24 protein-coding genes and 2 pseudogenes are annotated in these 25,930 nt (G+C 68.5%); 16 read left to right on the forward strand and 10 right to left on the reverse strand.

Annotation, left to right across the window (positions count from 1 at the left end; translation table 11 throughout):
- A pseudogene (locus E3T34_RS04605) lies at positions 1-1,152 on the reverse strand (hypothetical protein); the annotation flags it as partial.
- Between the two features lie 219 nt (positions 1,153-1,371).
- Here E3T34_RS04605 and E3T34_RS04610 point away from each other — a divergent pair.
- The 5 genes from E3T34_RS04610 to E3T34_RS04630 all read left to right on the forward strand — a co-directional run bounded on the left by E3T34_RS04610 (position 1,372) and on the right by E3T34_RS04630 (position 6,988).
- Positions 1,372-2,604 (forward strand): alanine racemase, encoded by a 1,233-nt coding sequence (locus E3T34_RS04610; RefSeq protein WP_134342311.1) that lies wholly within the window; start codon positions 1,372-1,374, stop codon positions 2,602-2,604.
- On the forward strand, positions 2,601-3,914 hold the full coding sequence (locus tag E3T34_RS04615; RefSeq protein ID WP_104100840.1) for a D-arabinono-1,4-lactone oxidase: 1,314 nt from the start codon (positions 2,601-2,603) through the stop codon (positions 3,912-3,914). Before E3T34_RS04610 ends, E3T34_RS04615 begins: the two co-directional genes overlap by 4 nt.
- Entirely contained in the window at positions 3,911-5,368 is a 1,458-nt protein-coding gene (locus E3T34_RS04620; RefSeq protein WP_134342312.1) for a glycoside hydrolase family 1 protein, read from the forward strand. Before E3T34_RS04615 ends, E3T34_RS04620 begins: the two co-directional genes overlap by 4 nt.
- Before the next feature lie 153 nt (positions 5,369-5,521).
- Entirely contained in the window at positions 5,522-6,088 is a 567-nt protein-coding gene (locus tag E3T34_RS04625; RefSeq protein ID WP_104100842.1) for a LemA family protein, read from the forward strand.
- Between the two features lie 12 nt (positions 6,089-6,100).
- A complete protein-coding gene (locus E3T34_RS04630; RefSeq protein ID WP_134342313.1) occupies positions 6,101-6,988 on the forward strand; it encodes a M48 family metallopeptidase in 888 nt (295 codons plus the stop codon).
- Between the two features lie 16 nt (positions 6,989-7,004).
- Here E3T34_RS04630 and E3T34_RS04635 read toward each other — a convergent pair whose 3' ends face one another.
- Positions 7,005-8,204 carry a winged helix-turn-helix domain-containing protein gene (locus tag E3T34_RS04635; RefSeq protein WP_134342314.1) on the reverse strand — a complete coding sequence of 400 codons (1,200 nt, stop codon included), beginning with the start codon at positions 8,202-8,204 and terminating at the stop codon, positions 7,005-7,007.
- 160 nt (positions 8,205-8,364) lie between these two features.
- Between E3T34_RS04635 and E3T34_RS04640 the strand changes: the two genes are divergently transcribed.
- The 6 genes from E3T34_RS04640 (at position 8,365) to ilvA (ending at position 14,848) form a co-directional block, all read left to right on the forward strand.
- Entirely contained in the window at positions 8,365-9,498 is a 1,134-nt protein-coding gene (locus E3T34_RS04640; RefSeq protein WP_241977338.1) for an ABC transporter substrate-binding protein, read from the forward strand.
- A 28-nt stretch (positions 9,499-9,526) separates the two neighbouring features.
- Positions 9,527-10,348: an ABC transporter permease gene (locus E3T34_RS04645; RefSeq protein WP_370327235.1), complete on the forward strand. Its 822-nt coding sequence runs from the start codon at positions 9,527-9,529 to the stop codon at positions 10,346-10,348.
- Positions 10,345-11,172, forward strand: a complete 828-nt coding sequence (locus E3T34_RS04650; RefSeq protein ID WP_134342340.1) for an ABC transporter permease — start codon at positions 10,345-10,347, stop codon at positions 11,170-11,172. The genes E3T34_RS04645 and E3T34_RS04650 overlap by 4 nt, the downstream gene beginning before the upstream one ends.
- Positions 11,169-12,269, forward strand: a complete 1,101-nt coding sequence (locus tag E3T34_RS04655; protein WP_134342316.1) for an ABC transporter ATP-binding protein — start codon at positions 11,169-11,171, stop codon at positions 12,267-12,269. Before E3T34_RS04650 ends, E3T34_RS04655 begins: the two co-directional genes overlap by 4 nt.
- Before the next feature lie 79 nt (positions 12,270-12,348).
- Positions 12,349-13,620 (forward strand): AI-2E family transporter, encoded by a 1,272-nt coding sequence (locus E3T34_RS04660; protein ID WP_370327225.1) that lies wholly within the window; start codon positions 12,349-12,351, stop codon positions 13,618-13,620.
- On the forward strand, positions 13,613-14,848 hold the full coding sequence (gene ilvA, locus E3T34_RS04665; protein WP_104100848.1) for a threonine ammonia-lyase: 1,236 nt from the start codon (positions 13,613-13,615) through the stop codon (positions 14,846-14,848). Before E3T34_RS04660 ends, ilvA begins: the two co-directional genes overlap by 8 nt.
- A 196-nt stretch (positions 14,849-15,044) precedes the next feature.
- On the opposite strand, the gene greA is transcribed toward ilvA, so the two are convergent.
- Both greA and E3T34_RS04675 read right to left on the reverse strand, forming a co-directional pair.
- Positions 15,045-15,536: a transcription elongation factor GreA gene (gene greA, locus E3T34_RS04670; protein ID WP_104170843.1), complete on the reverse strand. Its 492-nt coding sequence runs from the start codon at positions 15,534-15,536 to the stop codon at positions 15,045-15,047.
- A 107-nt stretch (positions 15,537-15,643) separates the two neighbouring features.
- Positions 15,644-16,045, reverse strand: a complete 402-nt coding sequence (locus E3T34_RS04675) for a DUF4307 domain-containing protein (RefSeq protein WP_134342317.1) — start codon at positions 16,043-16,045, stop codon at positions 15,644-15,646.
- Positions 16,046-16,115: 70 nt separating this feature from the next.
- Here E3T34_RS04675 and mca point away from each other — a divergent pair, with 70 nt between their 5' ends.
- Positions 16,116-16,979, forward strand: coding sequence for a mycothiol conjugate amidase Mca (mca, locus tag E3T34_RS04680; protein WP_174721882.1), 864 nt, complete (start codon positions 16,116-16,118; stop codon positions 16,977-16,979).
- Positions 16,976-17,236: a hypothetical protein gene (locus E3T34_RS04685; RefSeq protein ID WP_233191388.1), complete on the forward strand. Its 261-nt coding sequence runs from the start codon at positions 16,976-16,978 to the stop codon at positions 17,234-17,236. Before mca ends, E3T34_RS04685 begins: the two co-directional genes overlap by 4 nt.
- Before the next feature lie 4 nt (positions 17,237-17,240).
- Here the strand turns inward: E3T34_RS04685 and E3T34_RS04690 are convergent, their stop codons facing one another.
- Positions 17,241-17,942: a hemolysin III family protein gene (locus E3T34_RS04690; protein ID WP_134342318.1), complete on the reverse strand. Its 702-nt coding sequence runs from the start codon at positions 17,940-17,942 to the stop codon at positions 17,241-17,243.
- A 70-nt stretch (positions 17,943-18,012) separates the two neighbouring features.
- On the opposite strand from E3T34_RS04690, the gene E3T34_RS04695 reads away from it, so the two are divergent.
- From E3T34_RS04695 to E3T34_RS04705, 3 genes are all read left to right on the forward strand, one after another.
- Positions 18,013-18,798: an isoprenyl transferase gene (locus E3T34_RS04695; RefSeq protein WP_104100852.1), complete on the forward strand. Its 786-nt coding sequence runs from the start codon at positions 18,013-18,015 to the stop codon at positions 18,796-18,798.
- A 9-nt stretch (positions 18,799-18,807) separates the two neighbouring features.
- The gene (locus E3T34_RS04700) at positions 18,808-19,929 is read left to right on the forward strand and encodes an aminotransferase class V-fold PLP-dependent enzyme (RefSeq protein ID WP_134342319.1); all 1,122 of its coding nucleotides are present in this window, start codon (positions 18,808-18,810) and stop codon (positions 19,927-19,929) included.
- Between the two features lie 199 nt (positions 19,930-20,128).
- On the forward strand, positions 20,129-21,463 hold the full coding sequence (locus E3T34_RS04705; RefSeq protein ID WP_233191395.1) for a PhoH family protein: 1,335 nt from the start codon (positions 20,129-20,131) through the stop codon (positions 21,461-21,463).
- Positions 21,464-21,598: 135 nt separating this feature from the next.
- On the opposite strand, the pseudogene E3T34_RS04710 reads toward E3T34_RS04705, so the two are convergent.
- The 5 genes and pseudogenes from E3T34_RS04710 to xseA form a co-directional block, all read right to left on the reverse strand.
- Positions 21,599-22,974, reverse strand: a pseudogene (locus E3T34_RS04710) (class II fumarate hydratase).
- A 136-nt stretch (positions 22,975-23,110) separates the two neighbouring features.
- A complete protein-coding gene (locus E3T34_RS04715) occupies positions 23,111-23,752 on the reverse strand; it encodes a carbonic anhydrase (RefSeq protein WP_104100856.1) in 642 nt (213 codons plus the stop codon).
- Positions 23,752-24,411 carry a DUF4245 domain-containing protein gene (locus E3T34_RS04720; RefSeq protein WP_104100857.1) on the reverse strand — a complete coding sequence of 220 codons (660 nt, stop codon included), beginning with the start codon at positions 24,409-24,411 and terminating at the stop codon, positions 23,752-23,754. Before E3T34_RS04720 ends, E3T34_RS04715 begins: the two co-directional genes overlap by 1 nt.
- The gene (locus tag E3T34_RS04725; protein ID WP_347232351.1) at positions 24,408-24,641 is read right to left on the reverse strand and encodes an exodeoxyribonuclease VII small subunit; all 234 of its coding nucleotides are present in this window, start codon (positions 24,639-24,641) and stop codon (positions 24,408-24,410) included. Before E3T34_RS04725 ends, E3T34_RS04720 begins: the two co-directional genes overlap by 4 nt.
- On the reverse strand, positions 24,638-25,891 hold the full coding sequence (gene xseA / locus E3T34_RS04730) for an exodeoxyribonuclease VII large subunit (RefSeq protein ID WP_134342320.1): 1,254 nt from the start codon (positions 25,889-25,891) through the stop codon (positions 24,638-24,640). The genes E3T34_RS04725 and xseA overlap by 4 nt, the downstream gene beginning before the upstream one ends.
- Positions 25,892-25,930: the final 39 nt, after the last annotated feature.

Consider the following 25,930-nt stretch of genomic DNA (forward strand, 5'->3'; position numbering starts at 1 on the left):
CGGCGAGGCCGGGGCTGCAGAACCGGGCGGGGCTTCCGCCGGTGCCGACTCCTCGGCCGGCGGCGGGGCGGCGGGGGCGTCGGCGGACGGGGCGGTCGCCTCGGGGCCGGTCGAGCCGGAGGGGGAAGGGGTGGGGACGCCGTAGAGCACGTCCACCCCGGGGCTGCCCGGGCCGAGGTTGCCGGCCAGGTCGAGTTGCACCGCGATCACCCGGAAGGTACCGGCAGCGACTCCGCCCGCCGAGCAACTCCACGACCCGGATGCGACGACGGCGCTGCAGACCGAATATGATCCGGCGAAGACGGTCACGGTCGCACCCTCTTCTCCGGTGCCCGTGTACCCGGCGTCGGTGAGCGGCAGCTGGGCGCCGCTCGCCGGCGTGGTCAGCGTGGGCGGCGCCGGACGGTCGAGGTCGAAGACGAGGTCGACCGGTGCGCTCGAATTGGACCATGAGGGATTGCTATAGCTCGTCTGCTGGCTGGCCGAGACCTCGGCCTGCCCGCCGGCGAGGCCGTCGGCGAACGTGCACGACCAGTTGCCGGAGGAGTCGGCGGTGGCCGTGCAGCGCGGGCCGCCGCTCACCGTGATGACGACGGAGGCCCCCGGATAGCCGGTGCCGCGCACCGTGCCGTTGGTCAGGCTCCCACCGGTGGAACCGCCCGTCACCCGGGGGGCGGACAACACGGCGATCGTGTGCTCGTCGGTCAGGTCGGCGGCTCCGGTGACGACGACGCGAAGCGGCACGGATGGCCCGCTCGGCAGGGAAACCGCGGCGCAACTCCACTGGCCGGCGCCGTCGACCACGGCGAAGCAGAGCGGGTCCTGACCGTCGACGGGGGAGAGCAACCGGATCTCCCGGCCGGCTTCGCCCGTGCCGGAGACGGTGGTGGTTCCGCTACCCACGAAACTGCCCGGCGGTGGGCTGACGATGGCCGGCGCGTTCGTCGGCGCCGCCTTGGCGTCCCGCTCGCTTGTGGGAGCCGGTGTGGGAGCCGGCGTGGCTGCGGCAGTCGGTTCGGCGAACGCCGCGCCCGGCACGCCGAGGAGAGACAGGCCGACCAGGGCGACGATCAGAGGCAGGGTGCCGGGCGTCCACCGTCGGCGACGGCGCCCGGGCGTTCCGCCCGAACCGGCCATACGTGTCCCGTACATGATTCCCCCTGTGACCATTTCACGGGCCAGCGCCGGGAAAGTCAACGTGCGACACGCAATTTGACGGCGACGGCACCTATTCGTGATCGGCGGGGGCCATAGGGCATACTAGCGTCGGAACATCCACGCTACTGCTTCCCCGCGCAAGAGCACGGGGCGGCTGTGGCTGGGTCACCGCGCCGGGTATCCTCAATCCCGGCTACTGAAGGCGGTGCGCCGATGCTCGACCTCTCCCACCGCCTTACGGGCCGGCCGTGGCAGACCCCGGGGCTGTTCTGGCCCGAGCTCACGGCCGCGACGGCGCACCTGGACGCCCCCGTCGCCGCCCTCCACCTGGGTGCCCTGCGCCACAACGTGCACGACCTGCTGGACCGCGCGGCCGGCACCTCCCTCCGGGTCGCGTCGAAGTCGATTCGGGTGAGTGGCGTGCTTGAGGCCATCCTGGCCGTGCCCGGCTATCGGGGTGTGCTGGCCTACACCCTGGCGGAGGCGCTCTGGCTGGCTGAGACGGTGACGGATGTCGTCGTCGGCTACCCCACGGCCGACCGGTCCGCGATCCGGAAGTCGGGCCGCTCGCCCGAGCTGGCCAGGGCGGTCACCCTGATGGTCGACTCGATCGCGCACCTCGACGTCATCGACGCCGTGCTTCCGCCCGGCAGCCGGACCCCGATCCGGGTCTGCCTCGAACTCGACGCGGCCTGGGACGCCCCCGTGCTCGGCCATCTGGGCGTCTGGCGTTCACCCGTGCACACACCCGGCGAGGCCCGCCGGGTCGCCGCGGACATCGTCGCCCACCCCGGCTTCGTCCTCGTCGGCGTGATGTCCTATGAGGCGCAGGTGGCTGGGATCGGCGACAGGCCGGCCGGGAAACCGCTCCGGGGCCTGGTCACCCGCTGGGTGCGGCGCCGGTGCGTTGGCGAGCTCAGGGAGCGGCGCAGCGCGGCCGTCGCCGCGGTGCGCGAGGTCGCGCGCCTCGAGTTCGTGAACGGGGGCGGAACCGGCTCGGTCGAGAGCACGCGCGCCGACGCATCCGTCACCGACATTGCCGTCGGCAGCGGCTTCTTCGGCGGCCACCTCTTCGACAATTTCGCGAGCTTTCGGCCCGCGCCTGCGGCCGCGGTCACCCTCACGGTGGTGCGGAAGCCCAGCCCCGACACGGCCGTACTGCTCGGCGGCGGCTGGATCGCGTCCGGCGTGCCCGGGGCCGACCGGCTGCCCCGCGTGGTCTGGCCGGAGGGCCTCAGCCTGGCGCCGCGGGAGATGGCCGGTGAGGTGCAGACGCCGCTCACCGGTGTCGGTGCGGCCCGGCTCCGCGTCGGTGACCGCGTCTGGGCGCGGCACACCAAGTCGGGGGAGCTGAGCGAGCACGTGAACGAGTTCGCGCTGGTCGAGAATGGAAAGGTGGTCGATATCCTGCCGACCTACCGGGGTGAGGGGAAGGCCTTTCTGTGAGTGCGAGCGGAGCGGTGTGGCGCAACTGGGCCCGGAACCAGGCGGTGACCCCGGTGCGCGTGGAGCGGCCGTCGAGCGTCGCCGCCGTGCAGCGCGCCGTGGTGGCGGCCGGGGCGGTGGGCCTTCGGGTCAAGGCCGTGGGCTCCGGGCACAGCTTCTCGGGCATCGCGCTCGCGCCCGGGGTCCAGCTTGACCTGTTTGACCTCGCCGGGCTGATCGGTGTGGACACCGTGGCCGGGCAGGTCACTCTGGCCGCGGGCACCCGACTGTTCGAACTGCCCCGGCTGCTGCGGCCCTACGGTCTGGCCCTGCCGAACCTGGGCGACGTGGACCGGCAGACGATCTCCGGCGCCACGTCCACCGGGACCCACGGCACGGGCGGCCGGTACGGCGGCCTGGCCACCCAGATCGTGGCGCTGACCCTGGTGGTCGGTGACGGCACCCTGCTGCGCGTGAGCGCCACGGAGAACCCGGAGCTGCTGCCCGCGACCCGGCTCGGTCTCGGTGCGCTCGGAATCGTGGTGGACGTGACCCTGCAGTGCGTGCCCGCGTTCCTGCTGCACGCGGTGGAGGCGGCCGAGCCGCTCGAGGAGGTCCTGGAGCACTACCTCGACCGGTCCGACCACAGCGATCACTACGAGTTCTTCTGGTTCCCGCACACCGAGACCGCCCTGACCAAGACCAACACCCGGCTGCCCCTGGAGTCCGGCCGGTCGCCGCTCGGCAAGGTCGCCCGCTTCGTCGACGACGAATTGCTCGCGAACGGGGTCTACCGCGGCATTTGCGCCCTGGGCGCCGTGGCGCCGGCGACAGTCCCCGGATTCAACCGACTCGCCGCCCGCCTGACCGGCAGACGCGAATTCACGGATGTCTCCCACCGCGTGTTCCTGACGAACCGCACGGTGCGTTTTCAAGAAATGGAATATGCCCTGCCGCGCGCCCTGGTACCGGCCGCGCTGCGGGAAGTGCGGGCGCTGATCGAGGCGCGGGGTTGGCGCATCTCGTTCCCGATCGAGGTGCGCTCGGCCGCCGCCGACGACGTCTGGCTGTCCACCGCAGCGGGCCGGGAGACCGGCTACATCGCCGTGCACCGTTACTACCGGGAGGATCCGGCTGCGTATTTCCAGGCGGTCGAGGCCATTATGCGCGCGCACGGCGGGCGTCCGCACTGGGGCAAGACGCACGACCGGGATGCGGCGTCCCTCCGCACCGACTATCCGCACTTCGACGACTTCCTCTCGGTGCGTGACAGGCTTGACCCGGAGCGCCGCTTCAGCAACAGCTATCTGGAAAGAGTCCTGGGTCGATGAGCAACAGCAACACCCCCGCCGCCCGTGCTTGGGAACACCGTGCGGGGGAGCTGGGAGACCGGCTGCCCGACGGCTTCACCGTGGGCGTGGCAACGTCCGCTTTCCAGATCGAGGGTGGCGCCAGGCAGGGTGGTCGCGGCGAATCGAGTTGGGACACGTTCACGGCCACCGCCGGGCGCATCCGTGACGGCTCCAACGCATCCGTTTCGACCGATCACTTCAATCGGCTCGAGGAGGACGTCACGCTGCTCCGCGAACTGGGCGTCGACGTCTATCGGTTCTCCCTGGCCTGGTCCCGGCTGCAGCCCGATGGCCGCGGCTCGCTCAGCCGGGCCGGCCTGGCCTTCTACGACCGGCTGCTCGACGGGCTTCTGGTCGCGGGGATCAGCCCGATGGCGACCCTGTTCCACTGGGACACCCCGTTGCGGTTGCGCGGCGGCTGGCTGAACCGAGACACCGCGATGCGGTTCGGCGACTACGCCCACCAGGTCGGCGAGGTGTTCGGGGACCGGATCGACTCCTGGCTGACCCTGAACGACCCCGCGACGGTGACCCTCAACGGCTACGCCCTCGGCACGGATGCCCCGGGGGAGGCCCGGCTTTTCGGTGCCCTGCCGGCGGCGCACCATCAGCTGCTTGCTCACGGACTCGCTGTGCAGGGGCTGCGCGCCGCCGATGTGCGCGGCCGGATCGGGATTTCCAACGTGCACTCGCCCGTGCAATCCGCCAGCGGCCGCGAAGCCGACGAGGTCGCCGCCGCGCTCTTCGACGTGCTGCACAATCGCGTCTACGCCGACGCGGTGCTGCTCGGCCGCTACCCGGAACCGCCGGAGCCCTACCAGGTGCCGATGCGGATGCTGCTGGAAACCGACCCGGACGACCTCCGCACCATCCACCAGCCGCTCGACTTCTACGGGCTGGGCTACTCCCAGCCGAGCCGGATCAAGGCCGGCGCCGCTGCCCCGAAGACCCCGAACGGGCCGCCGCCCAGCGGGCCGCCGGAAAAGGTCGTGGCCTTTCCCTTCCACGTCACCCCGTTTCGCGAGTTCCCGGTGACCAACGCCGGCACGGCCATCGCGCCCGAATACCTCGGTGTGGCCCTCGGCGAACTGCGCGACCGCTACGCGGAGAACCTGCCGCCCGTCTGCATCACGGCCGGGGGAGCGAGCTTCCCCGACGTCGCCGACACGTGGGGTGCCGTGCACGATCCGGCGCGGATCGACTACCTGGCCGAGCACATCACGGCGGCGCTCGCCGCGGTGGCCCCCGGCGGGATCGCCGACGGGGTCACCCTGCAGGGCTACCTGGTCTGGTCCCTGCTGGACAGCTTCGAATGGACGGCCGGCTACACCCAACGGTTCGGCCTCGTGCACGTCGACTTCCAGAGCGGCACCTGCACCCGCACCCCCAAGTCTTCCTACCGCTGGCTGCAGACGGTGCTCTCCGCCCGCTGACGGTCGCGTGGGGCCGGTCGTCGCCGCGTTACTTGGAGTGTGTCGGGAAGCGCATGTGAGCCTCAGGGCGCGCGGTTATGATAATTCGTGCGTCGTAAAAAACGCCGCCGCGGCCTGCTTGCCCGCCCCGCCTCACCTCAAGGAGAAGCTGCCATGGAATGGCTCATCCCGGTCCTCATCGTTGTTGCACTCGTCGTCATCATTGGGATTTACCTCTGGGCCACGTACAACTCTCTCGTCACCCTCAAAGTGCGCGTGGACGAGGCATGGAGTGATATCACCGTTCAGTTGAAGCGCCGGGCCGACCTGATCCCGAACCTGATCGAGACGGTCAAGGGCTACGCGGCACACGAGCGGGCCGTTTTCGAGAACGTCACGAAGGCACGGGCCGAGTCGCTCAACGCGCAGGGTCCGGCCGAGGCCGCCGCCGCCGAGAACCACATGCAGACCGCGCTGCGCAGCATCTTCGCCGTAGCGGAGGCGTACCCGCAGCTGCAAGCCAGCCAGAACTACCTGCAGTTGCAGGGCGAGCTTGTCGACACGGAGGACAAAATCCAGGCCTCACGCCGGTTCTATAACGGCGGCGTTCGGGAACTGAACACGAAGATCCAGGTCTTCCCCAACAACCTCATCGCCCGCAACCTCGGGTTCACCCAGCGAGACTTTTTCGAGGTGTCCGACTCCGCCGCCATCGCGGAGCCGCCTCGCGTTCAGTTCTAGCGGACGGATTCCATGTACAGCGCAATTGCGCGCAACAAGCGCAACACCGTCTTCATCATCATCCTGTTCATCGCCATCATCGCGGGTCTCGGCTGGCTCGCCAACGCGGTCTATAGCACGCCCGGTGACTACAGCATCCTGATCTTCACGGTCGTCTTCGCCACGGGGTATGCCGTGGTGCAGTACTTCGTGGCCGGTCGCCAGGCGATCGCGATGAGCGGCGGCATCCGCATCACCAGTCAATCGGAGAACCCGAGGCTCTGGAACATCGTCGAGAACCTCTCGATCACCACCGGCACGCCGATGCCCGCGATCTATGTCATCAACGACCCGGCGCCGAACGCCTTCGCCACCGGGCGCGACCCGGAACACGCGATCGTCGCGGCCACCACCGGCCTGCTGGAGATCATGACCGACTCCGAGCTCGAGGGTGTCATGGCGCACGAGCTCGGCCACGTGCGCAACTACGACATCCGCCTGTCGATGGTCGTGTTCGGCCTCGTCGTCGCCGTCGGGTTCATCTCGGACATCTTCCTTCGAATGGCGTTCTTCGGCCGGAACAGCAAAAACAATGGCAGCCCCGTCATCATGGTGGTCGGTCTCGTCGCCGTGCTCGTGGCGCCCCTGATCGCCACGATCGTGCAGCTTGCGGTGTCGAGGCAGCGCGAATACCTGGCGGATGCGACGGCCGCCCTGACCACGCGGCATCCGGACGCCCTGGCCAGCGCACTCGGCAAGCTCGAGGCCTTCGGGCGCCCGATGAAGAAGCAGAATACCTCGATGGCCCACCTCTGGATCGCCGACCCGCTCAAGCCCGGCGTGATGGACAAGCTCTTCGCCACGCACCCGCCGATCGCCGAGCGCGTCGAGCGCCTGCACACGATGGGCCGCAAGTTCTGACCTGCTTCGACGGCCGCTAACGCAGCTCGGCGGCCAACGCCTCGGCGAGATTGCCGCGCCGTTCCACCTCGATCTGTGGCAGGCCCTGCCAGGCGGCGGCCTCCTTGAGAACAGATGAGAGACGCCCGGCCGTGTCCGACGGCGCGCCCGGCTCCACCCAGGCCGCGCGCACCCGCAGCACCTGCGCCTGCCGGTCGTTCTTCAAGTCGACCCGGCCCACGATCGTGTCTCCGAGCAGCACGGGCAGGCAGTAGTACCCGAACACCCGCTTCGGTTCGGGCGTGTAGATCTCGATCCGGTAGTGGAACCCGAACAGGCGCAACGCGCGCGCCCGTTCCCAGACGACCGGGTCGAACGGCGACAGCAGGGTCGCGGCATCCACCCGGCGCGGGAGCCGCGCGTCGCGGTGCAACCAGGCGCCCCCCGATGCGCCGCCCGCACCCCAGCCCGGCACCTCGACCGGGATGAGCTCGCCGGCATCCTCGAGGTCGTGGATGGCCGCCAGGGTCGCCGGGCCGCGCAACCGGAAGTAGTCGGCGAAGTCCTTCCCCGTGCCGATTCCGTGCGCCCGCGCCGAGCGACTCACCAGCTCGCTGTGCGCGTCGTCCCGGCCGATCGTGCGCTCCCGCAACTCCCGCGGGAACACCTGCTCCGGCAGCCCGTAGACCCGCTCGAACCGTTCCCGGCCCGAGATCGCCACGTCGCCCCAGCGGAACAGGGTCTCCAACCCGGTCTTCACGTCCGACCAGCCCCACCACGGGCCGCGGCGGCGGTTCGCGTCGTGCTCGATGGCGCTCGCGCGCAGGGAACCGTTGGCGGCAAGCTCGGCGAGCAGCCAGTCGAGCATCGGCCGGTTGCCCTGAGCCCACGCCTCGGTTGCCGACCGGGTCCGGAATTCGCGCATCCGCCAGCCGAAGAGCGGCCAGGCGTCGCGCGGCAGGAACGATGCCTCGTGCGCCCAGTACTCGGTGAACCGGGATTCGCGGCCCGAGGTCAGCCGGTCCAGCTGCGCCTTGTCGTAGGCGCCGAGTCGGCTGAACGCCGGCATATAGTGGCTGCGCTCGAACACGTTCACGGAGTCGATCTGCAGCAGCCCGAGCCGGTTCACCAGGGCATCCAGTTGACGGATGCCCGGTGTCACTGACGGCGGGCGGCCGAAGCCCTGCGCGCCGAGCGCGATCCGGCGGGCAAGGGCTGGGGAGATCGTCTGCACCACTCTCCGACCCTAGTGGCACGCTTCAGACGGCATTCACCCGATGTTCAGCGGCGCACCCCCTCACGGTCGTCGGCTGCTCCTAGCCTCGCTTTTACCGGCTACCCGGCTCCACACGTCCGCGTTTTCGCGCGGCGGCCGACACCGGTCCGACGGAGGAAACTTGTTCACCACCCGCATCCTGGCCGCCCTGGCCACGACCACCGCCCTCGCCCTGAGCCTGTCCGCCTGCTCCGGTGCCGCGGATGCCGGTTCCGGAACCACGGGGGTCGATGCTGCCTCCGCGACCAGCCTCTCCGCCTTCGGCGACCTGGCCGCCCTCGAGGACGCGGCCCGGGCCGAAGGCGCCCTGAACGTGATCGCCCTGCCGCGGGACTGGGCCAACTACGGCGCCGTGCTCGACGCATTTTCCGAGAAGTACCCGGAGATCACCATCACCGAGGCCTCGCCGGACGCGTCCAGCGCCGAGGAGATCCTGGCCGCGGACAACCTCGCCGGGCAGGACACCGCCCCCGACGTATTCGACCTGGGCCTCGCGGTGGCGCTGTCCAGCACCGATCGCTTCGCGCCCTACCAGGTGGCGGCATGGGCCGAAATCCCGGATGCGCTCAAGGAGACCTCCGGGCTGTACACGGGCGACTACGGCGGCTACCTGGCGATCGGCTACGACCCCGACGCCGTTCCCGCGCCGACCGAGCTGCGTGACCTGCTCGGCGCCGAGTACACGGGCAAGGTCGCGATCAACGGCGACCCGACACAGGCCGGGGCTGCGTTCGCCGCCGTCGGGCTGGCCACCGTGCAGAGCGGGAGCGATGTGAGTGACTTCCAGGCCGGCATCGACTTCTTCGACGAGCTCAACCAGGCCGGCAACTTCGTCAAGATCGACCCGACTTCGGCGACCATCGCGTCGGGTGAGACCCCGGTGGTCTTCGACTGGGACTACCTCAACGTGGGCTACGGCACGAGTCTGGCCGGCGAGCGCAACTGGGAGGTCGTCGTCTTTCCGGGAACCGGGTACGCCGGCTACTACAACCAGGCCGTGAACAAGGATGCCCCGAACCCGGCCGCAGCCAGGCTCTGGCAGGAATTCCTCTACAGCGACGAGGGCCAGAACCTCTGGCTCGCCGGTGGCGCCCGCCCCGTGCGCGCCGAGGCGATGGCGGCGGCCGGCACCATCGACGCGGCGCTCTTCGCCGCACTCCCTGCGGCCCCGGCCGAGACGGTCGTCCCCTCCGAGGCGGAGAGCGCCGCGGGAGCCGCGCTCCTCGGCGCGAAGTGGGCCGCAGCTGTCCGGTAGCCGGCGCGGCACGGCGGCAGCCTTCGGGCTGTTGCCGTTCGCGGCATATGTGGTGCTCTTCCTGCTCGTGCCAACCCTGATCGCAGTCGGAAGCGGCTTCGTCGACGAGTCCGGGGTGTTCACGCTCGACACTGTGGCCGCGCTGGGCAACCCGGTCGTGAGAGACGCCTTCGCCGCGTCATTCGGACTGTCGGCACTCACCGCCGTTGTGGGTGCGATCGTCGGTGCCCTTGCCTGCTACGGCTTGCTCGGCGCGCGCGAGGACGGCCCCCTCCGCGCCGTCGTGGACTCCCTCAGCGGCGTGCTCGCCCAGTTCGGCGGCGTCATGCTGGCCTTCGCGTTCGTGGCGACTATCGGCATCCAGGGTCTGGTCACCGTGATCCTGCGCGACACCTTCGGCGTCGACATCTTCGCCGACGGGGTATGGCTCTACGAACTCCCCGGCCTCGTGCTGCCCTACATCTACTTTCAAGTTCCCCTGATGATCATCACCTTCCTGCCCGCGCTGCAGGCACTCAACCCGCACTGGGCCGAGGCCAACGCAACCCTCGGCGGCAACCGGGCCACCTACTGGTTCCGGATCGCGTTCCCGGTGCTGGCGCCCTCGTTTCTCGGCAGCCTGCTGCTGCTCTTCGCCAACGCGTTCTCCTCCTATGCGACCGCCGCCGCGCTCACCAGCCAGGGATCGCAGATCGTTCCGCTGCAGATCCGCTCGGCCCTGACCAGTGAAACCCTGCTCGGCCGGGAGAATCTCGCCGGGGCGTTGGCGCTCGGCATGATCCTGGTGATGTTCGTCGTCATGTCCGGCTACTCGGCGTTGCAGGCACGGGCGGCCCGGTGGCAGCGATGAAGGCGGTGGCGCACACCCCCACCCGGCTGGCGCGCGGCCTCATCCTCGGCAGCATCGGCCTCCTCGTCGCCATCCCCATCGTCGCCATGGTGGAGTTCACCTTGCGCCGCGGCCTCGCCGGCGGCCACGACCTTTCCCGCTGGACGGCCCTGTTCCAGGGTGGCTTCGCCGGCCCGTACCGTTCGGTTCTCGTCGCGCTCGGGAACTCGGTCGGGCTGGCCGTGGGCACCGTCTCGATCGTTCTCCTGCTGCTGGTGCCGACCTTGCTGCTGGTGCACCTGCGGTTTCCCCGCCTGCGCCGCGTGATGGAGTTCGTCTGCATCCTGCCCATCAGCATCCCGGCCATCGTCCTCGTGGTCGGCCTGGCCCCGGTGTACTCGGTGCTCGCCCGCCTGCTTGGCAGCGGCGTGTGGACCCTCGCGTTCGCCTACGGCATCACGGTGCTCCCGTTCGCCTACCGGGCCATCCAGACGAACCTCGACGGCGTCGACGTGTGCACGCTCAGTGAGGCGGCCCGCACGCTCGGCGCGGGCTGGGTGAGCGTGCTCGTGCGGGTACTGATCCCGAACCTGCGCCGCGGCATCCTCGCCGGCGCGTTCATCTCGATCGCAGTCGTGCTCGGCGAATTCACGATCGCCTCCCTGCTCAACCGCATCACCCTGCAGACCGCGCTCGTTGTCGTGAGCAAGGCCGACCCCTATACGGCCGTCATCCTGTCTTTGCTCGCACTCACTTTCGCATTTCTGCTCTTGCTCGTCATCGGGCGTCTCGGCACGGTTCGCGCCGGCAGCCGGCGACGGCCCACCACCGGAGGTCAGCTATGAACCAGAACCAGCTTCGGACCCAGAATCAGAACCGAGACCGTTCGGCGGCGATCGCTCCGGCGGGAGCCTCGGTGCGCTTCGCGGGCGTGGTGAAGGACTTCACCGGCCACCGTGCCCTGGCCGGCTTCGATCTCACCCTGCACGCGGGCGAGTTCGTCGCCCTGCTCGGCCCGAGCGGTAGTGGCAAGACCACCGCGCTGCGGGTATTGGCCGGGCTCGAATCCACGGATGCCGGAAGCATCCTGATCGACGGAGCCGACGTGTCGACACTGCCGACGAGCCGGCGCGACCTGGGCATGGTGTTCCAGTCCTACTCGCTGTTCCCGCACCTCAGCGCGGGCGAGAACGTCGAGTTCGGCCTGCGCATGCGGAAGGTCCGCGGCGAGGAACGGCGCGCCCGAGCGGCCGCGGCCCTCGCCCTGGTCGGGCTCGACGCCCACTACGATCGCTTCGCGCACCAGCTCTCCGGCGGTCAGCAGCAACGGGTGGCGCTGGCGCGCGCCCTCGTCACCGAGCCCCGGGTTCTCCTGCTCGACGAGCCGTTGTCGGCCCTTGACGCCCAGGTTCGGGTGGTGCTGCGCGAGGAGATCCGGCGCATCCAAACCGAACTGGGCATCACGACCCTGTTTGTCACGCACGACCAGGACGAGGCGCTCGCCGTGGCCGACCGCGTCGCCGTGATGCGGGCGGGTTCCATCGAGCAGGTCGGAGCACCGGAAGAGCTCTACACCCGGCCGGCCTCGTCGTTCATCGCGGACTTCGTGGGGCTCAGCAATCGACTGGTCGGCGTGGTGCGCCACGGGTTCGCGCGGGTTCACGGTGCCTCTCTGCCGCTACTCGACCCCTCGCAGGCGGATGGCGCTGTGTCCGTCTCCGTGCGGCCGGAAGACCTCGAATTCGGCGCTGCGGGGGCACCAGGGGTCGTGCTCTCGTCGAGTTTCCACGGCTCGCTCCGGCGCACGAGGGTGCGCCTGGACGACGGCGCGTCGCTCGTCGTGCAGCACGGCGCGCGGCTGCATCCGTCGGCCGGGGACCGGGTCCTGGTGCGGTTCACGGGCGCGCCCGTCTCGGTCGACCCGCTCCCCTCTCCGGCGTAGTGACCGGTCCGGGGCCTGAGGCAGCGAGCACCTTTGGCCCATACCGGAGACGGCACGTGTGATTGCCTAGACTGATGCCGTGATGGAAACCGACGGAAAACCCGCCCGCAGCGGCTTCTTCGGCGTGTTCGGACGCCGCCGCACCGTACCCCCGATCCTGGTCGAGCTCCCGCCCTCGCACGGCTACGGAGTCGACGAGAACCTGCCGGCCGGCATCCGACTCGCCGCCGCCTGGTCCTGGCGCCTGCTCGCGCTCGCCGGCGCACTTGCTGTTTTCATCTTCATCGTCATCCAGCTCCGGTTGATCGTCATCCCGCTGCTCGTGGCCGTGCTGGTGTCGGCACTGCTCGTGCCCTTCGTCGGATTCCTGGTGCGACACCGATTTCCCAAGGCTCTCGCGGTCGTGGTCGCTCTGATCAATACCTTCGCGATCCTCGGCGGACTGATCACGCTGGCCGTGAAGCAGATCGCCATCGGCACGGTCGGCCTGAACGAGAGGCTCGCCGCCTCCTACGAGAGCCTCAAGGCCGTTCTCCTGGCGTCGCCGCTGCAGCTGACCGAACCGGAGCTCAACGCGTTCCTCGGCCAGGCCTGGGACGCCATTCAGGCGGACAGCCAGGTTTTCGTCTCTGGGGCGCTCTCCGTGGGGTCCTCGCTCGGCCACCTGGTGACAGGTTTCCTTCTGGCGCTGTTCAGCCTGCTGTTCATCCTGATCGATGGCAAGGGCATCTGGTCCTGGATCGTGCGCCTGTTCCCCCATGGCGCGCGCGCGGCCATCGATGGCGCGGGGGTGGCCGGCTGGACCACGCTGGGGAACTTCGCCAGGGTGCAGATCCTGGTGGCGTCCATCGACGCGATCGGCATCGGGGTCGGGGCCGCACTGCTGGGGGTTCCGCTCGCCATCCCGATCGGCGTGCTCGTTTTCCTCGGCTCGTTCATCCCCATCGTCGGCGCCGTGGCCACGGGCGCGGTGGCGGTCGTGATCGCCCTGATCTTCAACGACTGGGTGGTGGCTTTGCTGATGCTCGGCGTTGTGCTGCTGGTGCAGCAGATCGAGGGTCACGTGCTACAGCCCCTGATCATGGGTACGGCGGTCAAGGTGCATCCACTGGGTGTCGTTCTCGTGGTGGCGGCCGGCGCCCTGCTCGCGGGCATCGCCGGCGCCCTCTTCGCCGTGCCGATCGCTGCCGTACTCAACGTCATGATCAGCTACATCAACAGCGGGGCGTGGCGATCCGAGCAGACCGCCTCGGCACCCGTCTTCGCCTCCTCGTTGTGGCAGACCGTCCCGCAACGCCCCGGTTTCCGCCGACCGGCATACCGCCTCGAGAAAAGTGCCTCCCATGACTAATGTCTCGCTCGTCGGACCGACCCTGGCCGATTTCGAGTCCGCCCGGGACATCGTCGGTCGGGTCGCCGCCGTCACCCCGATGGAAACGTCCCGCTACCTCTCGGAGCTCCTCGGCGCGCCGGTCCTCCTCAAGTGCGAGAACCTGCAGCGCACCGGGTCCTACAAGATCCGCGGCGCGTACAACCGGATGTCCAAGCTCACCGACGAAGAGAAGACTCGCGGCGTCGTGGCCGCCTCGGCCGGCAACCACGCCCAGGGCGTTGCCTTCGCGGCGCGGGAGCTCGGCATCCAGGCCACGATCTTCATGCCCGTGGGCGTCGCCCTGCCCAAGCTGCAGGCAACCCGCGACTACGGCGCGCACGTCATCCTGCGCGGCAATACGGTGGCCGAGCCGCTGCTCGCGGCCGCGGAGTGGGCCGCCGAGACCGGCGCCATCCTGATCCCGCCGTTCGACCACGCGGATGTCGTCACCGGCCAGGGCACCGTGGGTCTGGAGATCCTCGACCAGGTTCCCGACCTCGCCACCGTGATCGTTCCGATCGGCGGCGGCGGCCTCATCTCCGGTGTCGCCAGCGTGCTCAAGCAGCGCGCGCGCCGGGACGGCCGCCAGATCCGGGTGATCGGGGTGCAGGCCGCCAACGCGGCCGCTTACCCTCCGTCCCTCGAGGCCGGCCGGGTGCTGGAGATCCAGATCATGCCGACCATCGCCGACGGCATCGCGGTGGCCAAACCGGGCCTGCTGAATTTTGAGATCGTGCGTGATGCCGTCGATGAGGTCGTCACCGTCACCGAGGATGACACGGCTCGTGCCCTCCTGGTGCTGCTCGAGCGCGCCAAGCTCGTGGTCGAGCCGGCCGGCGCGGTCGCCGTGGCGGCGATCCTCGCGGGCAAGGTCACCGCGACCGGCCCGACGGTCGCGATCCTCAGCGGGGGAAACATTGACCCGCTGCTGATGCAGCGCGTGATCAGCCATGGTCTCTCGGCATCCGGCCGCTATCTCACGTTGCGCATCATGCTGCCCGACCGTCCCGGGCAGCTGGCCCGCATCTCGGAGCTGCTCGCCGAGGCGCACGCCAACGTGATCGAGGTTCTCCACACGCGGCACGGTGTGGGGCTTCAGATCAGCGAGGTCGAACTCAACGTCAGCGTCGAGACTCGCGGGCCCGACCACCGCCAGCTCGTCGTGGATGTGTTGCGTGCGGCCGGATACGACCCGCAGATCGACTAGCGGGGGAGCTTCGACGAATCGTGCGTCGTTGGGTTTGACGCTCGTGACGGTGCCGTGCCTCTGACGAATTCGACGGAGATTCTGCCCGGATCGGCTCCAGAAGCCCCGAGAACTCGCATTTTCCGCAAAATCTCCGTCGAATTGGTTCGACGACGGGAGCCAGGCGGGGCGCGGCGCGAGCGGGGGACCGGTGCGGCTAGTTGCCGGTCCAGGTCTCCACGAGGAAGATCTCGACGGCGATTTCCTTGCCGGTGGGCGTCACGTACGACGTTGTCGCTCCGACGGCGAGGCCGATGATCGCGGTGCCGAGCGGGCTCTGCTCGCTGAAGACGTCGAGGTCGCTGTCCCCGGCGATCTCGCGGCTGCCGATCAGGAAGCGGGTCTCATCGCCGGCGATCGTGGCCGTGATCACGGTTCCCGGCTCGACGACCCCCCGGCTTTTCGGCGCATGGCCGACCTCGGCGTTGCGCAGCAGTAGAACGAGGGTGCGGATGCGGGCCTCCATCTTCCCCTGCTCATCCTTGGCCGCGTGGTAGCCCGAGTTCTCCTTGAGGTCGCCCTCCTCGCGAGCCGATTCGATCTTCTTCGCGATCTCGACGCGCCCGACGGTGCTGAGCGTGTCCAGCTCCGCGGCGAGGCGGTCGTGGGCCTCCTGCGTCAGCCAGGTGACCGTGGTTTCGGTAGTCATGGGTGGAATCTCCTCATGCTTGTTCGTGCTCGTTCGATGCCCGTGCGGGTGAACCCGCAGATATACAACGGACGCCCCGACGATCACGTCAGGGCGAAGTCCTCAGTCTAGGTCAGCCAGCAGCGGTAAATCAATCCGGTGTTGCTCTGCTCGGTGGTGCGCACATCCGTCGTCGTCGACCGCGAATACACGATGCTCGCGGGCAGGTTGACGACTTTCCAGCCAACCACCGTGAAACTCTCGTTGAGCGCCTGAACCGCGCAGCTGGCGGTGCGGCCGACCGGGATGGACGCCTCGAACGTGACGCTCACAGTGTTCTCGTCGATGATGCTGTGACGGATGTCCCGGGTCTCGATCAAAGGCTGCGACGCCCCCAGTCCCACCCAGACCACGAAGCCCAGGAGGATTGCCGCGAGGGAGCCGGCTGAGACGAACAGAACGCGGCGGTCTCTCGTGCCCCGGTTCGGGGCGCGCCCGTACCGGGTGTCGAGGTTGCTGCTCAGGGCCACTCAGACTCCATACTCACGGATCAACGATTAGTCTTGGTAGCAAGGTTATCTGGCATTTCTGAGGAGTTTCATGGCGCTGCGACTCTTGGCGGTGCACGCCCATCCCGACGACGAGTCGAGCAAGGGCGCTGCGACCTATGCCCACTACCGGGGTCTCGGCGTCGAAGTGATGATCCTGAGCTGCACGGGCGGCGAGCGGGGGAGCATCCTGAATGAGGCTCTGCTCGGCCATCCGCTGGCCGAGCGCGACCTGCCGGGACTGCGCCGTCTGGAAATGGCCGAGGCCCAGCGGGCCCTCGGCGTGCAGCACCGCTGGCTTGGCTACGAGGACTCCGGCATGAACGAAGACGGTTCGGTGCCCCGGAACTCGTTCGCGGACATCCCGGTGGCGATCTCCGCCGAACCGGTCGTCCGGCTGATCCGCGAATTTCGGCCGCAGGTCTTGGTGACCTACGACGAGAAGGGCGGCTACCCGCATCCCGACCACATCCGCTGCCACGACGTGTCGATGGAGGCCTACCGTGCCGCCGCCGACCCGACCCGGTACCCGGATGCCGGTGAGCCCTGGCAGGTCGAGAAGCTCTATTACGATCGGATTTTCAACCTTGAACGCGTCGACGCCATGTTCCTGGAACTGAGCGTCACGGAGCCGGACTCGCCCCTGCTGGAGCCGCTCGGAGCGGCCAGGGAATGGATGAAAGACTACCCGAAGCTGGCCACGACCCATGTGCCCGTCGGTGACTTCCTCGAGGTGCGGGACGCGGCGCTTCGAGCCCACGCGAGTCAGGTTGCTCCCACCAGCAGTTTCTTCTTCTGGCCGAACGACCTCATCCGCGAGGCGTGGCCCTATGAAGACTTCCAGCTCGTCGAATCGAAAGTGGACACCGTGATACCTGAATCCGACCTCTTCACCGGAATCCGGGACGACTCGTGAGCGGCCTGATCCTGGCTCCCCTCGTGAGCATCGTCTTGGCCGCCACCCCACCGCCGGAGTTCGACCCGAACACGGTGACGCCGGGCCCGGAAGGCTTTGTGGCGATTGCTCTGGTCGCCGTGGGAGCGGTGCTGCTGGCGATGGACATGGCCCGCCGAGTGCGCCGCAACACCTACCGCGCCGAGATTCAGGAACGTCTGCAGGCGGAGATGGCCGCACAGAAGGCCGCAGAGGCCGGAATCGCCGACAAGGACTAGCGAACTACGGGTGGATCGGGTTCGTCGCGATGATCATGATCGCCGCCCAGTGGCAGAGGAAGGCCACCACGGTCAGGGTATGGAAGATCTCGTGGAAGCCGAATACGCCCGGCAGCGGGTTCGGCCGCTTCATGCCGTAGATGACGGCGCCGACCGAGTAGCAGAGCCCGCCGACCATGATCAGTGTCATCATCGCTGCGTTGGCCTGGAAGAAGTCCACGATGAACATCAGCGCTCCCCAGCCGAGTGCCAGGTACAGCGGAACGTAGAGCCAGCGTGGGGCGTGGATCCAGAACACCCGGAACGCGATTCCGAGGATGGCGCCGCCCCAGACCAGCGACAGAAGCAGCGTGGACTTGGCGGGCGGCAGGGCCAGCACGGCGATGGGCGTGTAAGAGCCCGCGATCAGCAGGAAGATGTTGGCGTGGTCGATCCGTTTGAGGATAACCTTCGTGCGCGGACTCCAGTCGAACCGGTGGTACAGCGCCGAATTGCCGAACAGCAGCATCGAGCTGAGCACGAACACGAGCGAACTCCACCGGGCCGCGCTGCCCTCGGCCGACAGGAGCAGCACGATCCCGGCCACGATCGTGACCGGGAACGTGCCGGCGTGGATCCATCCTCGCCAGGTGGGCTTGACGTCCACCTGCGGGGGCAGGTCGTCCTCGAACAACGGCAGGTTGGGGATGTCATCCGCTGAGGCCATGCTGCAAGAATAGGACAGTGTGCATGCCGCGCGCGGTACGCGACGCTCCCGAGTGGGCTAGCGTAACTGTGTGCAGAAACGGGAAGTTCCTTGGGCGCGCGGCATTCTCTACGGGGTTTATCAGCGTCGGCTTCGTCGCGGGCTGACGCCGGATGTGCTTCCAAACCACGTCGCCATGATCATCGACGGCAACCGGCGCTGGGCCAAACAGCTCGGGTTCGACTCCGCCGCCCACGGGCATCGGGCCGGTGCCGCCAAGATGCGGGAGTTCCTCAAGTGGTGTGACGACCTCGGCATCTCCGTCGTCACGCTCTACCTGTTGTCGTCCGACAACCTCACCAACCGGCCCAGCGAAGAACTCGCGGAGCTGACGAAGATCATCGCCAAGCTCGCGGAGGAGTTATCCCGGTACCGCGACTGGCGGGTGCAGCAGGTCGGCTCGAAGACCGGACTGCCCGAGCCGCTGGTGGCCGCACTGAACGCCGCGGAAGCGCGCACGGCCCGCAAGAAGGGGCTGCACGTCAACCTTGCCGTCGGCTACGGCGGGCGCACCGAGATCACCGACGCCATGCGCAGCATCGTGGGAGCGCACCTTGCCAGCGGCGGCGTGCTCGAGGACCTTGCGGAGACGCTGACCCCGGATCTGATCGGCGCGCACCTGTACACGGGCGGCCAGCCCGATCCGGACCTGGTCATCCGCACGTCGGGGGAGCAGCGCATCAGCGATTTCATGCTCTGGCAGAGCGCACACAGCGAGTTTTACTTCGTGGAGGCGCTCGGGCCTGACCTCCGCCAGGTCGATTTTCTGCGCGCCCTGCGCGATTTTGCTCGGCGCCAGCGCCGCTTCGGAGGGTAGGGGCACCTCATGACGGCTCTCGAACGGTTCCTTGACGGGTTCATCGCGGAACCCGGTTACCTCGACTATGCCCGGATCGGCCCGCTGTCGGCGGGTGTGGTCGCCGAAACCCTCGGCCAGACCGAGGTGCTCTCGCGGGCCCGGTTCGGCAGCCTGGACCACTTCCAAGCCCAGGACGAGCGGCTGCGCACCGCCGTGGCCCGGGTGACCGGATTCCGCGCCGACCAGGTCGTTTCCGAGCCCAACACCACCACCGGCGTGATGCAGGCCATGTTCGGCCTGACGGGGGCGGTGCTGCTGTCGTCGGGCGACTTTCCCACGGTCCCGTTCGCGGCCGTGCGCGCCGCGGAGGCGCTGCAGGTGGTCACCCCGCTCTGGCTGGCGACCGACCACGGCCGCGTCACCCCTGGTCAGATCCGGGAGCAGCTCACCCCGGCCACTGCCGCAGTGGCGGTCTGCCTCGTCGATTCCCGCACCGGCCATCGCGTGGACCTCGAGGGCATCCGTCAGGTCATCGGCGACCGTTTGCTCATCGTCGACGCCATCCAGGGTTTCGGCGCAGTGGATGTCCCCTACGAGGTGGCAGACGTCGTCGCGTCGGGCGGGCAGAAATGGTCCAGGGCCGGCTGGGGCACCGGGTTCCTGGCTCTCAGCGACCGTGCGGTGGAACGCCTGGTCCCCGTGTTCTCCGGTTTCGCCGGCACCGACGTCCCCGAGCCGTGGGACGAAGTGTTGCCGCCGAGCCGCAGCGCAAACGCGTTCCGGGTGAGCAATGGCGACGCCATCGCCCAGGCCCGGTTCGCGGCCGCCCTCGAGGAGGTGGCCGAGGTCGGTATCCGTGCCATTGAAGATGCGATCGCCGTGAACGTGTCGCTTCTGATCGATCTGGCGGACGAGTTCGCTGTGCCCGTGGTTTCCTCCCGAGACGACCGGGAGCGGGCCGGCATCCTGGTGCTCGAGCCACCGGCGAGCCAGCTCACGCTGCTGAGCATCGCGCTGCACAACCACGGGGTGACGGCGACGACCCGCAACGGGACCGTGCGGCTGAGCACCCATGCTGCGCTCAGCCCGGACACGGTCGACATGCTGCGCGGGGCGTTCACCTCGTATGCGACCGCCGTGACCTACTGACGACGGCTCGGTGAACATTGTTTCGAATGGGCGTGTCGCTCTTCCCCTGGAGCGTGCGGGTAAGTAGCGTCATGCTTATCAGGTATGGCGCCTGATCGAGACGGCCACATAAGTACGGCTCGAGAACCCTGTGGCCGCTCGCCAACACAATCTGTGCCTCACGGGGCACGGGGTGGGAGTGGTTGTGACCGCTAATCAGATCGATAACAAGGGTTCTAACCAGAGCGCGTCGGCGACGGGGCAGACCGAATGCACGTACGTTCTTGACACCTCGGTTCTGCTCTCCGATCCCAAAGCGATCTTCCGTTTCGCGGAGCACGCCGTCGTGCTCCCCGTCGTGGTGATTGCGGAGCTCGAGGCCAAACGCAACGACCCGGAGATCGGCTACTTCGCTCGCCAGTCACTGCGGTTCCTTGACGAACTGCGGGTGAAGCACGAACGGTTGGACTTCCCGATCCCGGTCGGTGACGGCGGCAGCCTCCGCGTGGAGCTCAACCACTCGAACATGTCGGTGCTTCCGTCCGGACTGCAACTCGGTGACAACGACTCCCGCATCCTGGCCGTGGCCCTGAATCTCGCCCACGACGGCTTGAATGTGACCGTCGTCTCCAAGGACCTGCCCCTACGGGTCAAGGCGGCCTCGCTCGGCCTCACCGCAGAAGAGTACCGTCATGAACTTGCCGTGGATTCCGGCTGGACCGGCATCGACGAGATCACCTTGGGCTCGAACTTGATCGACGAGCTCTACGACAAGGAGGTCGTGCACACCCGTCTCGTGCAGGACATGCCCGTGAACACGGGCCTGGTCATCCACTCCGACCGCGGTTCGGCGCTCGGCCGGGTGACCGGCAACGGCGCGATGAAGCTCGTGCGCGGCGACCGGGACGTCTTCGGGCTGAAGGGACGCTCGGCGGAGCAGCGGCTCGCCATCGACCTGCTGCTCGACCCGGAGATCGGTATCCTGTCACTGGGAGGTCGGGCCGGCACGGGGAAGTCGGCGCTCGCCCTCTGCGCCGGGCTCGAGGCCGTGCTGGAACGCCAGCAGCACCGCAAGATCATGGTCTTCCGACCGCTCTACGCGGTCGGCGGCCAGGAGCTGGGGTACCTGCCCGGCGACGCCGCCGAGAAGATGAGCCCGTGGGCCCAGGCGGTCTTCGACACACTCGGGGCCATCGTCTCCGAGAACGTGCTGGAGGAGGTCATCGAGCGCGGCATCCTCGAAGTCCTGCCGCTGACGCACATCCGCGGCCGGTCCCTGCACGACGCTTTCGTGATCGTCGATGAGGCTCAGTCGCTCGAACGCAACGTGCTACTCACGGTGCTCAGCCGGATCGGGCAGAACTCGCGGGTGGTCCTCACCCACGATGTGGCGCAGCGGGACAACCTGCGGGTCGGCCGCTTCGACGGGGTGGCGTCGGTGATCGAGACGCTCAAGGGACATCCGCTCTTCGCCCACATGACGCTCACCCGCTCGGAGCGGAGCGCGATCGCCGCCCTCGTGACCGAGATGCTCGAGGGCAACGAGGTGCGCTAGCGCCCTGACGAATTCGACGGAGATTTTGCCCCAGAAGCCGCTTTCGGTACGAAAACAGGCAACTGGGAGCAAAATCTCCGTCGAATTGGTGAGCGCTGAACGGACAAGGAGCTGCGCAAGTGAGAAAGCGCGGGGCTACTTCGCCTGAGGCGGTCGGGTCATGCTCAGCACGTCGAGGGCGGTGTCGAGCAGTTCGAGGGTGACCTCGCCGCGCTCAACGAAACCGAGCGCGATGACGGAATCGCGCACGGTCACCCCTTCGGCCACCGAGTACTTTGCCACCTTGGCCGCGGCCTCGTAGCCGATGACCCGGTTTAGAGGAGTGACGATGGCGGGGGAGGACTCGGCCAGCGCGCGCGCGCGCTCGACATTCGCCGTGAGGCCGTCGACGGTCTTGTCGGCGAGCACGCGGGCCGCGTTCGAGAGCAGGCGGATCGACTCGAGCAGGGCGGTGCCCANGTGCCCATCACCGGGATCGCGACGTTGAGCTCGAACGAGCCCGACGCGCCCGACCAGGCGATGGTGGCGTCGTTGCCGATCACGCGGGAGCAGACCATCAGCACGGCCTCGGGGATCACCGGGTTCACCTTGCCCGGCATGATCGAGGAGCCCGGCTGCAGGTCGGGGATGTTCAGCTCGCCGAAGCCCGTGTTGGGGCCCGAGCCCATCCAGCGCAGGTCGTTGCAGATCTTGGTGAGGCTCACCGCGATGGTGCGAAGGGCGCCGGATGCGTCCACCAGGCCGTCCCGGTTGGCCTGCGCCTCGAAGTGGTCGCGTGCCTCGGTGACCGGCAGTTCGGTCTCCTCGACGAGCAGCTCGATCACGAGCTGCGGGAACCCGGCGGGCGTGTTGATGCCGGTTCCGACCGCAGTGCCGCCGAGGGGGACCTCCGCGACGCGGGGAAGCGCGGTGCGCACGCGCTCGATGCCGAGGCGCATCTGCCGCGCGTATCCGCCGAACTCCTGGCCGAGGGTGACCGGGGTGGCATCCATCAGGTGGGTGCGGCCGGCCTTGACCGCGCCGGCCCACAGCTCGGCCTTGGCCTCTAAGGCCACAGCCAGGTGGTCGAGTGCGGGGACGAGCTCGTCGATGAGCGCGCTCGTCACGGCGAGGTGCACGGATGTCGGGAACACGTCGTTGGAGGACTGAGACGCGTTCACGTGGTCGTTCGGGTGCACCGGGCGCCCGAGGCTGCGGGTCGCCAGGGTCGCGAGGACCTCGTTCATGTTCATGTTCGAGGAGGTGCCGCTGCCGGTTTGGTAGACGTCGATCGGGAACTCGGAGTCGTAGCGACCGGTGGAGACCTCGTCGGCGGCGGTGGCGATCGCGTTGGCGATGTCGACGTCTAGTACCCCTAGTTTCGCGTTCGCCAGGGCGGCGGACTTTTTGATGCGTGCCAGGGCGGCGATCTGGGCGGGCTCCAGTACCGAGCCGGAGATCGGGAAATTCTCGACGGCCCGCTGCGTCTGCGCCCCGTAGAGGGCGGCGACCGGAACCCGGACCTCGCCCATCGTGTCGTGTTCGATCCGGTACTCGGCTTCAGCGGTCTTGTCCACCACGGTGTGTATTACCTTTCGGTTGGGAATCTCTTCGGTACGGGAACGCGCGGCGACGGCCTGGGCGGCTCGCCGCAGGCGGGCTGCTCGGCTAAACCACGCCGACAACGATGTCGGGTACGGCACGGCCTTCGAGCAGCCGGTAGTTCGCCCCGACGATAGCCAATGTACCTTCTGCCACGGCCGCCCTGATCATCTCAGAGCGCTCGAGCAGTTCGGACACCGTGTCGCGAAGGTGTTCGCGGCCGACGGCGAGGGCGTCGACCAGCTCGGGATCGATCGACGTCGCATCCTTGGACTCCGCCACCCGGCGGACGGCCGGCACGATCTTCTCGATGATCCGGCTGATGTGCGCGGGCAGAGGTTGCGCGTCGGCGGCCTGGGAATCGATGGCGGCGCGCACGGCCCCGCAGCCGTCGTGGCCGAGCACCAGGATGAGCGGCACACGCAGCACGGCGACCGCGTATTCGAGTGAGCCGAGCACCGAATCGGAGATGACCTGACCGGCATTGCGCACGACGAAGAGGTCGCCGAGGCCCTTGTCGAAGATGATCTCGGCGGCCAGCCGCGAGTCGCTGCAGCCGAACAGGGCCGCGTCGGGGGTCTGTACGAAGGCGAGTTCGGCTCGGCGGTCCACATCCTGCCGCGGATGCCGCGGCTCGCCGCTCACGAAGCGGTCGTTTCCGCGCTGCAGGTCGGTCCAGACGTCTGCCGGTGTTGCTGCCTCGCCCATTACTGTCCCTCGGTGCTGTTGGAACTGATCTGTTCGGCCAGCACTGCGGCCAGGACGGCGAGTTCCTCGTCATCGGCGGTGCCGACGAGGAGGTAGGTACTGTCGCCGGCCGTGGTCACCAGAGCGGATTCGAAATTGCCGCGGTCATCTTCCGGTGCGGTGTTGCGGTAGACGTCCCAGGTGACTCCGGCGATCATGACGGTGCCGGCGACCGGAGCATCCTGCAGCTCGTCGGCGAGCCAGCTCGGGTTGGCGCCGAGCGCTTGGGTGAGGCCGATGAACTCGGTCTTGGCCGTGATCAGACCGATGTACCAGGACGGGATCTTGTCGCTTCCGCCCAGGCGCCACTGCGCGGCGTTGGCCGTCCACCCACTCGGCAACTCCGGAACCAGCAGGGGATCGGTGAGGCCGGGTTGCACCTGCGCGGCGACGGCGGCGAAATCGACGTCGCGGTTCTGCGGGGCGTCGCTGCGCGGCACCAGCAGCACGAGCACCAGGACTGTGCCCAGTGTGGCCAGCAGGGACAGGACCAGATTGTTCACGGTCTTGTGGGAGCGGTACTTGCGGGAGTTCTCGGCCAGCCGGGTGCGGGTTTCATCCGGCGTCTCCGGGCGACCCAGCTCTGCGACGATTCGGGGCGCGCGCTTGGCGGGGCTCATCCGGCTGTCGCGGCGGAGTCGACTTGGCCTGCCCTGGCGGCATCCAGCCTGGCTTTCGCGCCGATCAGCCACTCTTCGCAGCGGCGGGCGAGAGCCTCACCTCGTTCCCACAGCGCGAGCGATTCCTCCAGCGACGAGGCTCCCTGCTCGAGGGCGTTCACCACGCGCACGAGTTCATCCCGGGCCTGTTCGTAGCTCAGTGCGTTGATTTCGTCTGGTGCCGAGGTCATGGTGTCCATTCTAATTTCTCATTCGACGGTGTCGGGTCGGAGGTTGCCACGTCCGCGGTGGCCGCCAGAGCGCCCTCGGCGAGCGTGATCAGGAGTTTCGTTTGCGACGGTGCCTGCCCGGGCGAGCGCACCACCTGGCCGCCCTGCAACTGCACGATCGAGTAGCCGCGGTCGAGGGTGCCCTGGGGGGAAAGGGCGCGCAACTGGGAACGCAGGTCGACGATCACCGCTCCGGCCCGCTCGACCGCCCGGTCGATTAGCTCGGCGCCGCGGGCGACGTAGCGGGTGAGGTCCTCGGATCGGGAATCGATGATCCACTCGGGGGTGCTCAACACCGGGCGTGAGCGAAGCTGACCGATCCGGTCGACCTCGTGCGCGAGGATACCGGTCAGCCGGTTGCTGAGGCGGGCCCGGGCCTGCTGTACCCGGTTGAGTTCGTCGGAGACGTCCGGCACGACGCGTTTGGCGGCATCCGTCGGCGTCGACGCGCGAAGGTCGGCCACGTCGTCGAGCAGCGGCCGGTCGGCCTCGTGGCCGATCGCGCTGACCAGCGGGGTCGTGCAGGCCGCCGCAGCCCGGATCAGCGTCTCGTCGCTGAAGCCGAGCAGGTTCTGGAAGTCGCCGCCGCCGCGGGCGACGATGATCACGTCGACCTCCGGGTCGGCGTCCAGCCGCTGGATGGCCGCGGTCACCTCGGACACCATGCGATCACCCTGCACGGCGGCGTAGGCCAGGTCGAAAGTGACGGCCGGCCAGCGCAGCTGGGCGTTGCGGATGACGTCTTTCTCAGCGTCGGAGTCTTTGCCGGTGACCAGGCCGATGCAATGGGGGAGGAAGGGCAGCGGCTTCTTGCGGGACGCGTCGAACAGACCCTCGCCGGCCAGCCGATTGCGCAGTCGTTCGAGCCGTTCCAGCATGTCGCCGAGGCCCACGTGGCGCATCTCGAGCATCTGCATGGTGAGAGTGCCACCCTTGACCCAGTAGTTGGGTTTGACGAGGGCGATGACCCGGTCGCCCTGCTTGAAGTCGTTGGTCAGCTTCGCGCGCACCGACGACCAGATCGTGAAGCCGACCGTGGCGTCTTCGGTGAGGTCCTTGAGCTTGCCGTAAACGTTGCCGCCGCTGGCGCCCCACTGGGTGATCTCGCCCTCGACCCAGGCCGTGCCGAGGCGCTCGATGTAGCCGCGGATCTTGTTGGCCAGCAGCCCGACCGGCCAGGGGGCCTCGAGGGTGGGTGGTGCGTCCGTCATCAATCGTTCCTCCCACGGACTGCACAGTCGGCCCCCATA

The sequence above is a fragment of the Cryobacterium sp. TMT1-62 genome (assembly GCF_004403145.1).
Taxonomy (GTDB): domain Bacteria; phylum Actinomycetota; class Actinomycetes; order Actinomycetales; family Microbacteriaceae; genus Cryobacterium; species Cryobacterium sandaracinum.

Coding starts and splice junctions, on each gene's coding strand:
- E3T34_RS04620 (WP_134342312.1), top strand. CDS start 3,911: ATGAGCAACAGCAACACCCCCGCCGCCCGTGCTTGGGAACACCGTGCG.
- E3T34_RS04700 (WP_134342319.1), top strand. CDS start 18,808: ATGACGGCTCTCGAACGGTTCCTTGACGGGTTCATCGCGGAACCCGGT.
- ilvA (WP_104100848.1), top strand. CDS start 13,613: ATGACTAATGTCTCGCTCGTCGGACCGACCCTGGCCGATTTCGAGTCC.
- E3T34_RS04690 (WP_134342318.1), bottom strand. CDS start 17,942: ATGGCCTCAGCGGATGACATCCCCAACCTGCCGTTGTTCGAGGACGAC.
- E3T34_RS04625 (WP_104100842.1), top strand. CDS start 5,522: ATGGAATGGCTCATCCCGGTCCTCATCGTTGTTGCACTCGTCGTCATC.
- greA (WP_104170843.1), bottom strand. CDS start 15,536: ATGACTACCGAAACCACGGTCACCTGGCTGACGCAGGAGGCCCACGAC.
- mca (WP_174721882.1), top strand. CDS start 16,116: ATGGCGCTGCGACTCTTGGCGGTGCACGCCCATCCCGACGACGAGTCG.
- E3T34_RS04725 (WP_347232351.1), bottom strand. CDS start 24,641: ATGACCTCGGCACCAGACGAAATCAACGCACTGAGCTACGAACAGGCC.
- E3T34_RS04715 (WP_104100856.1), bottom strand. CDS start 23,752: ATGGGCGAGGCAGCAACACCGGCAGACGTCTGGACCGACCTGCAGCGC.
- E3T34_RS04655 (WP_134342316.1), top strand. CDS start 11,169: ATGAACCAGAACCAGCTTCGGACCCAGAATCAGAACCGAGACCGTTCG.
- E3T34_RS04610 (WP_134342311.1), top strand. CDS start 1,372: ATGCTCGACCTCTCCCACCGCCTTACGGGCCGGCCGTGGCAGACCCCG.
- E3T34_RS04720 (WP_104100857.1), bottom strand. CDS start 24,411: ATGAGCCCCGCCAAGCGCGCGCCCCGAATCGTCGCAGAGCTGGGTCGC.
- xseA (WP_134342320.1), bottom strand. CDS start 25,891: ATGACGGACGCACCACCCACCCTCGAGGCCCCCTGGCCGGTCGGGCTG.
- E3T34_RS04650 (WP_134342340.1), top strand. CDS start 10,345: ATGAAGGCGGTGGCGCACACCCCCACCCGGCTGGCGCGCGGCCTCATC.
- E3T34_RS04630 (WP_134342313.1), top strand. CDS start 6,101: ATGTACAGCGCAATTGCGCGCAACAAGCGCAACACCGTCTTCATCATC.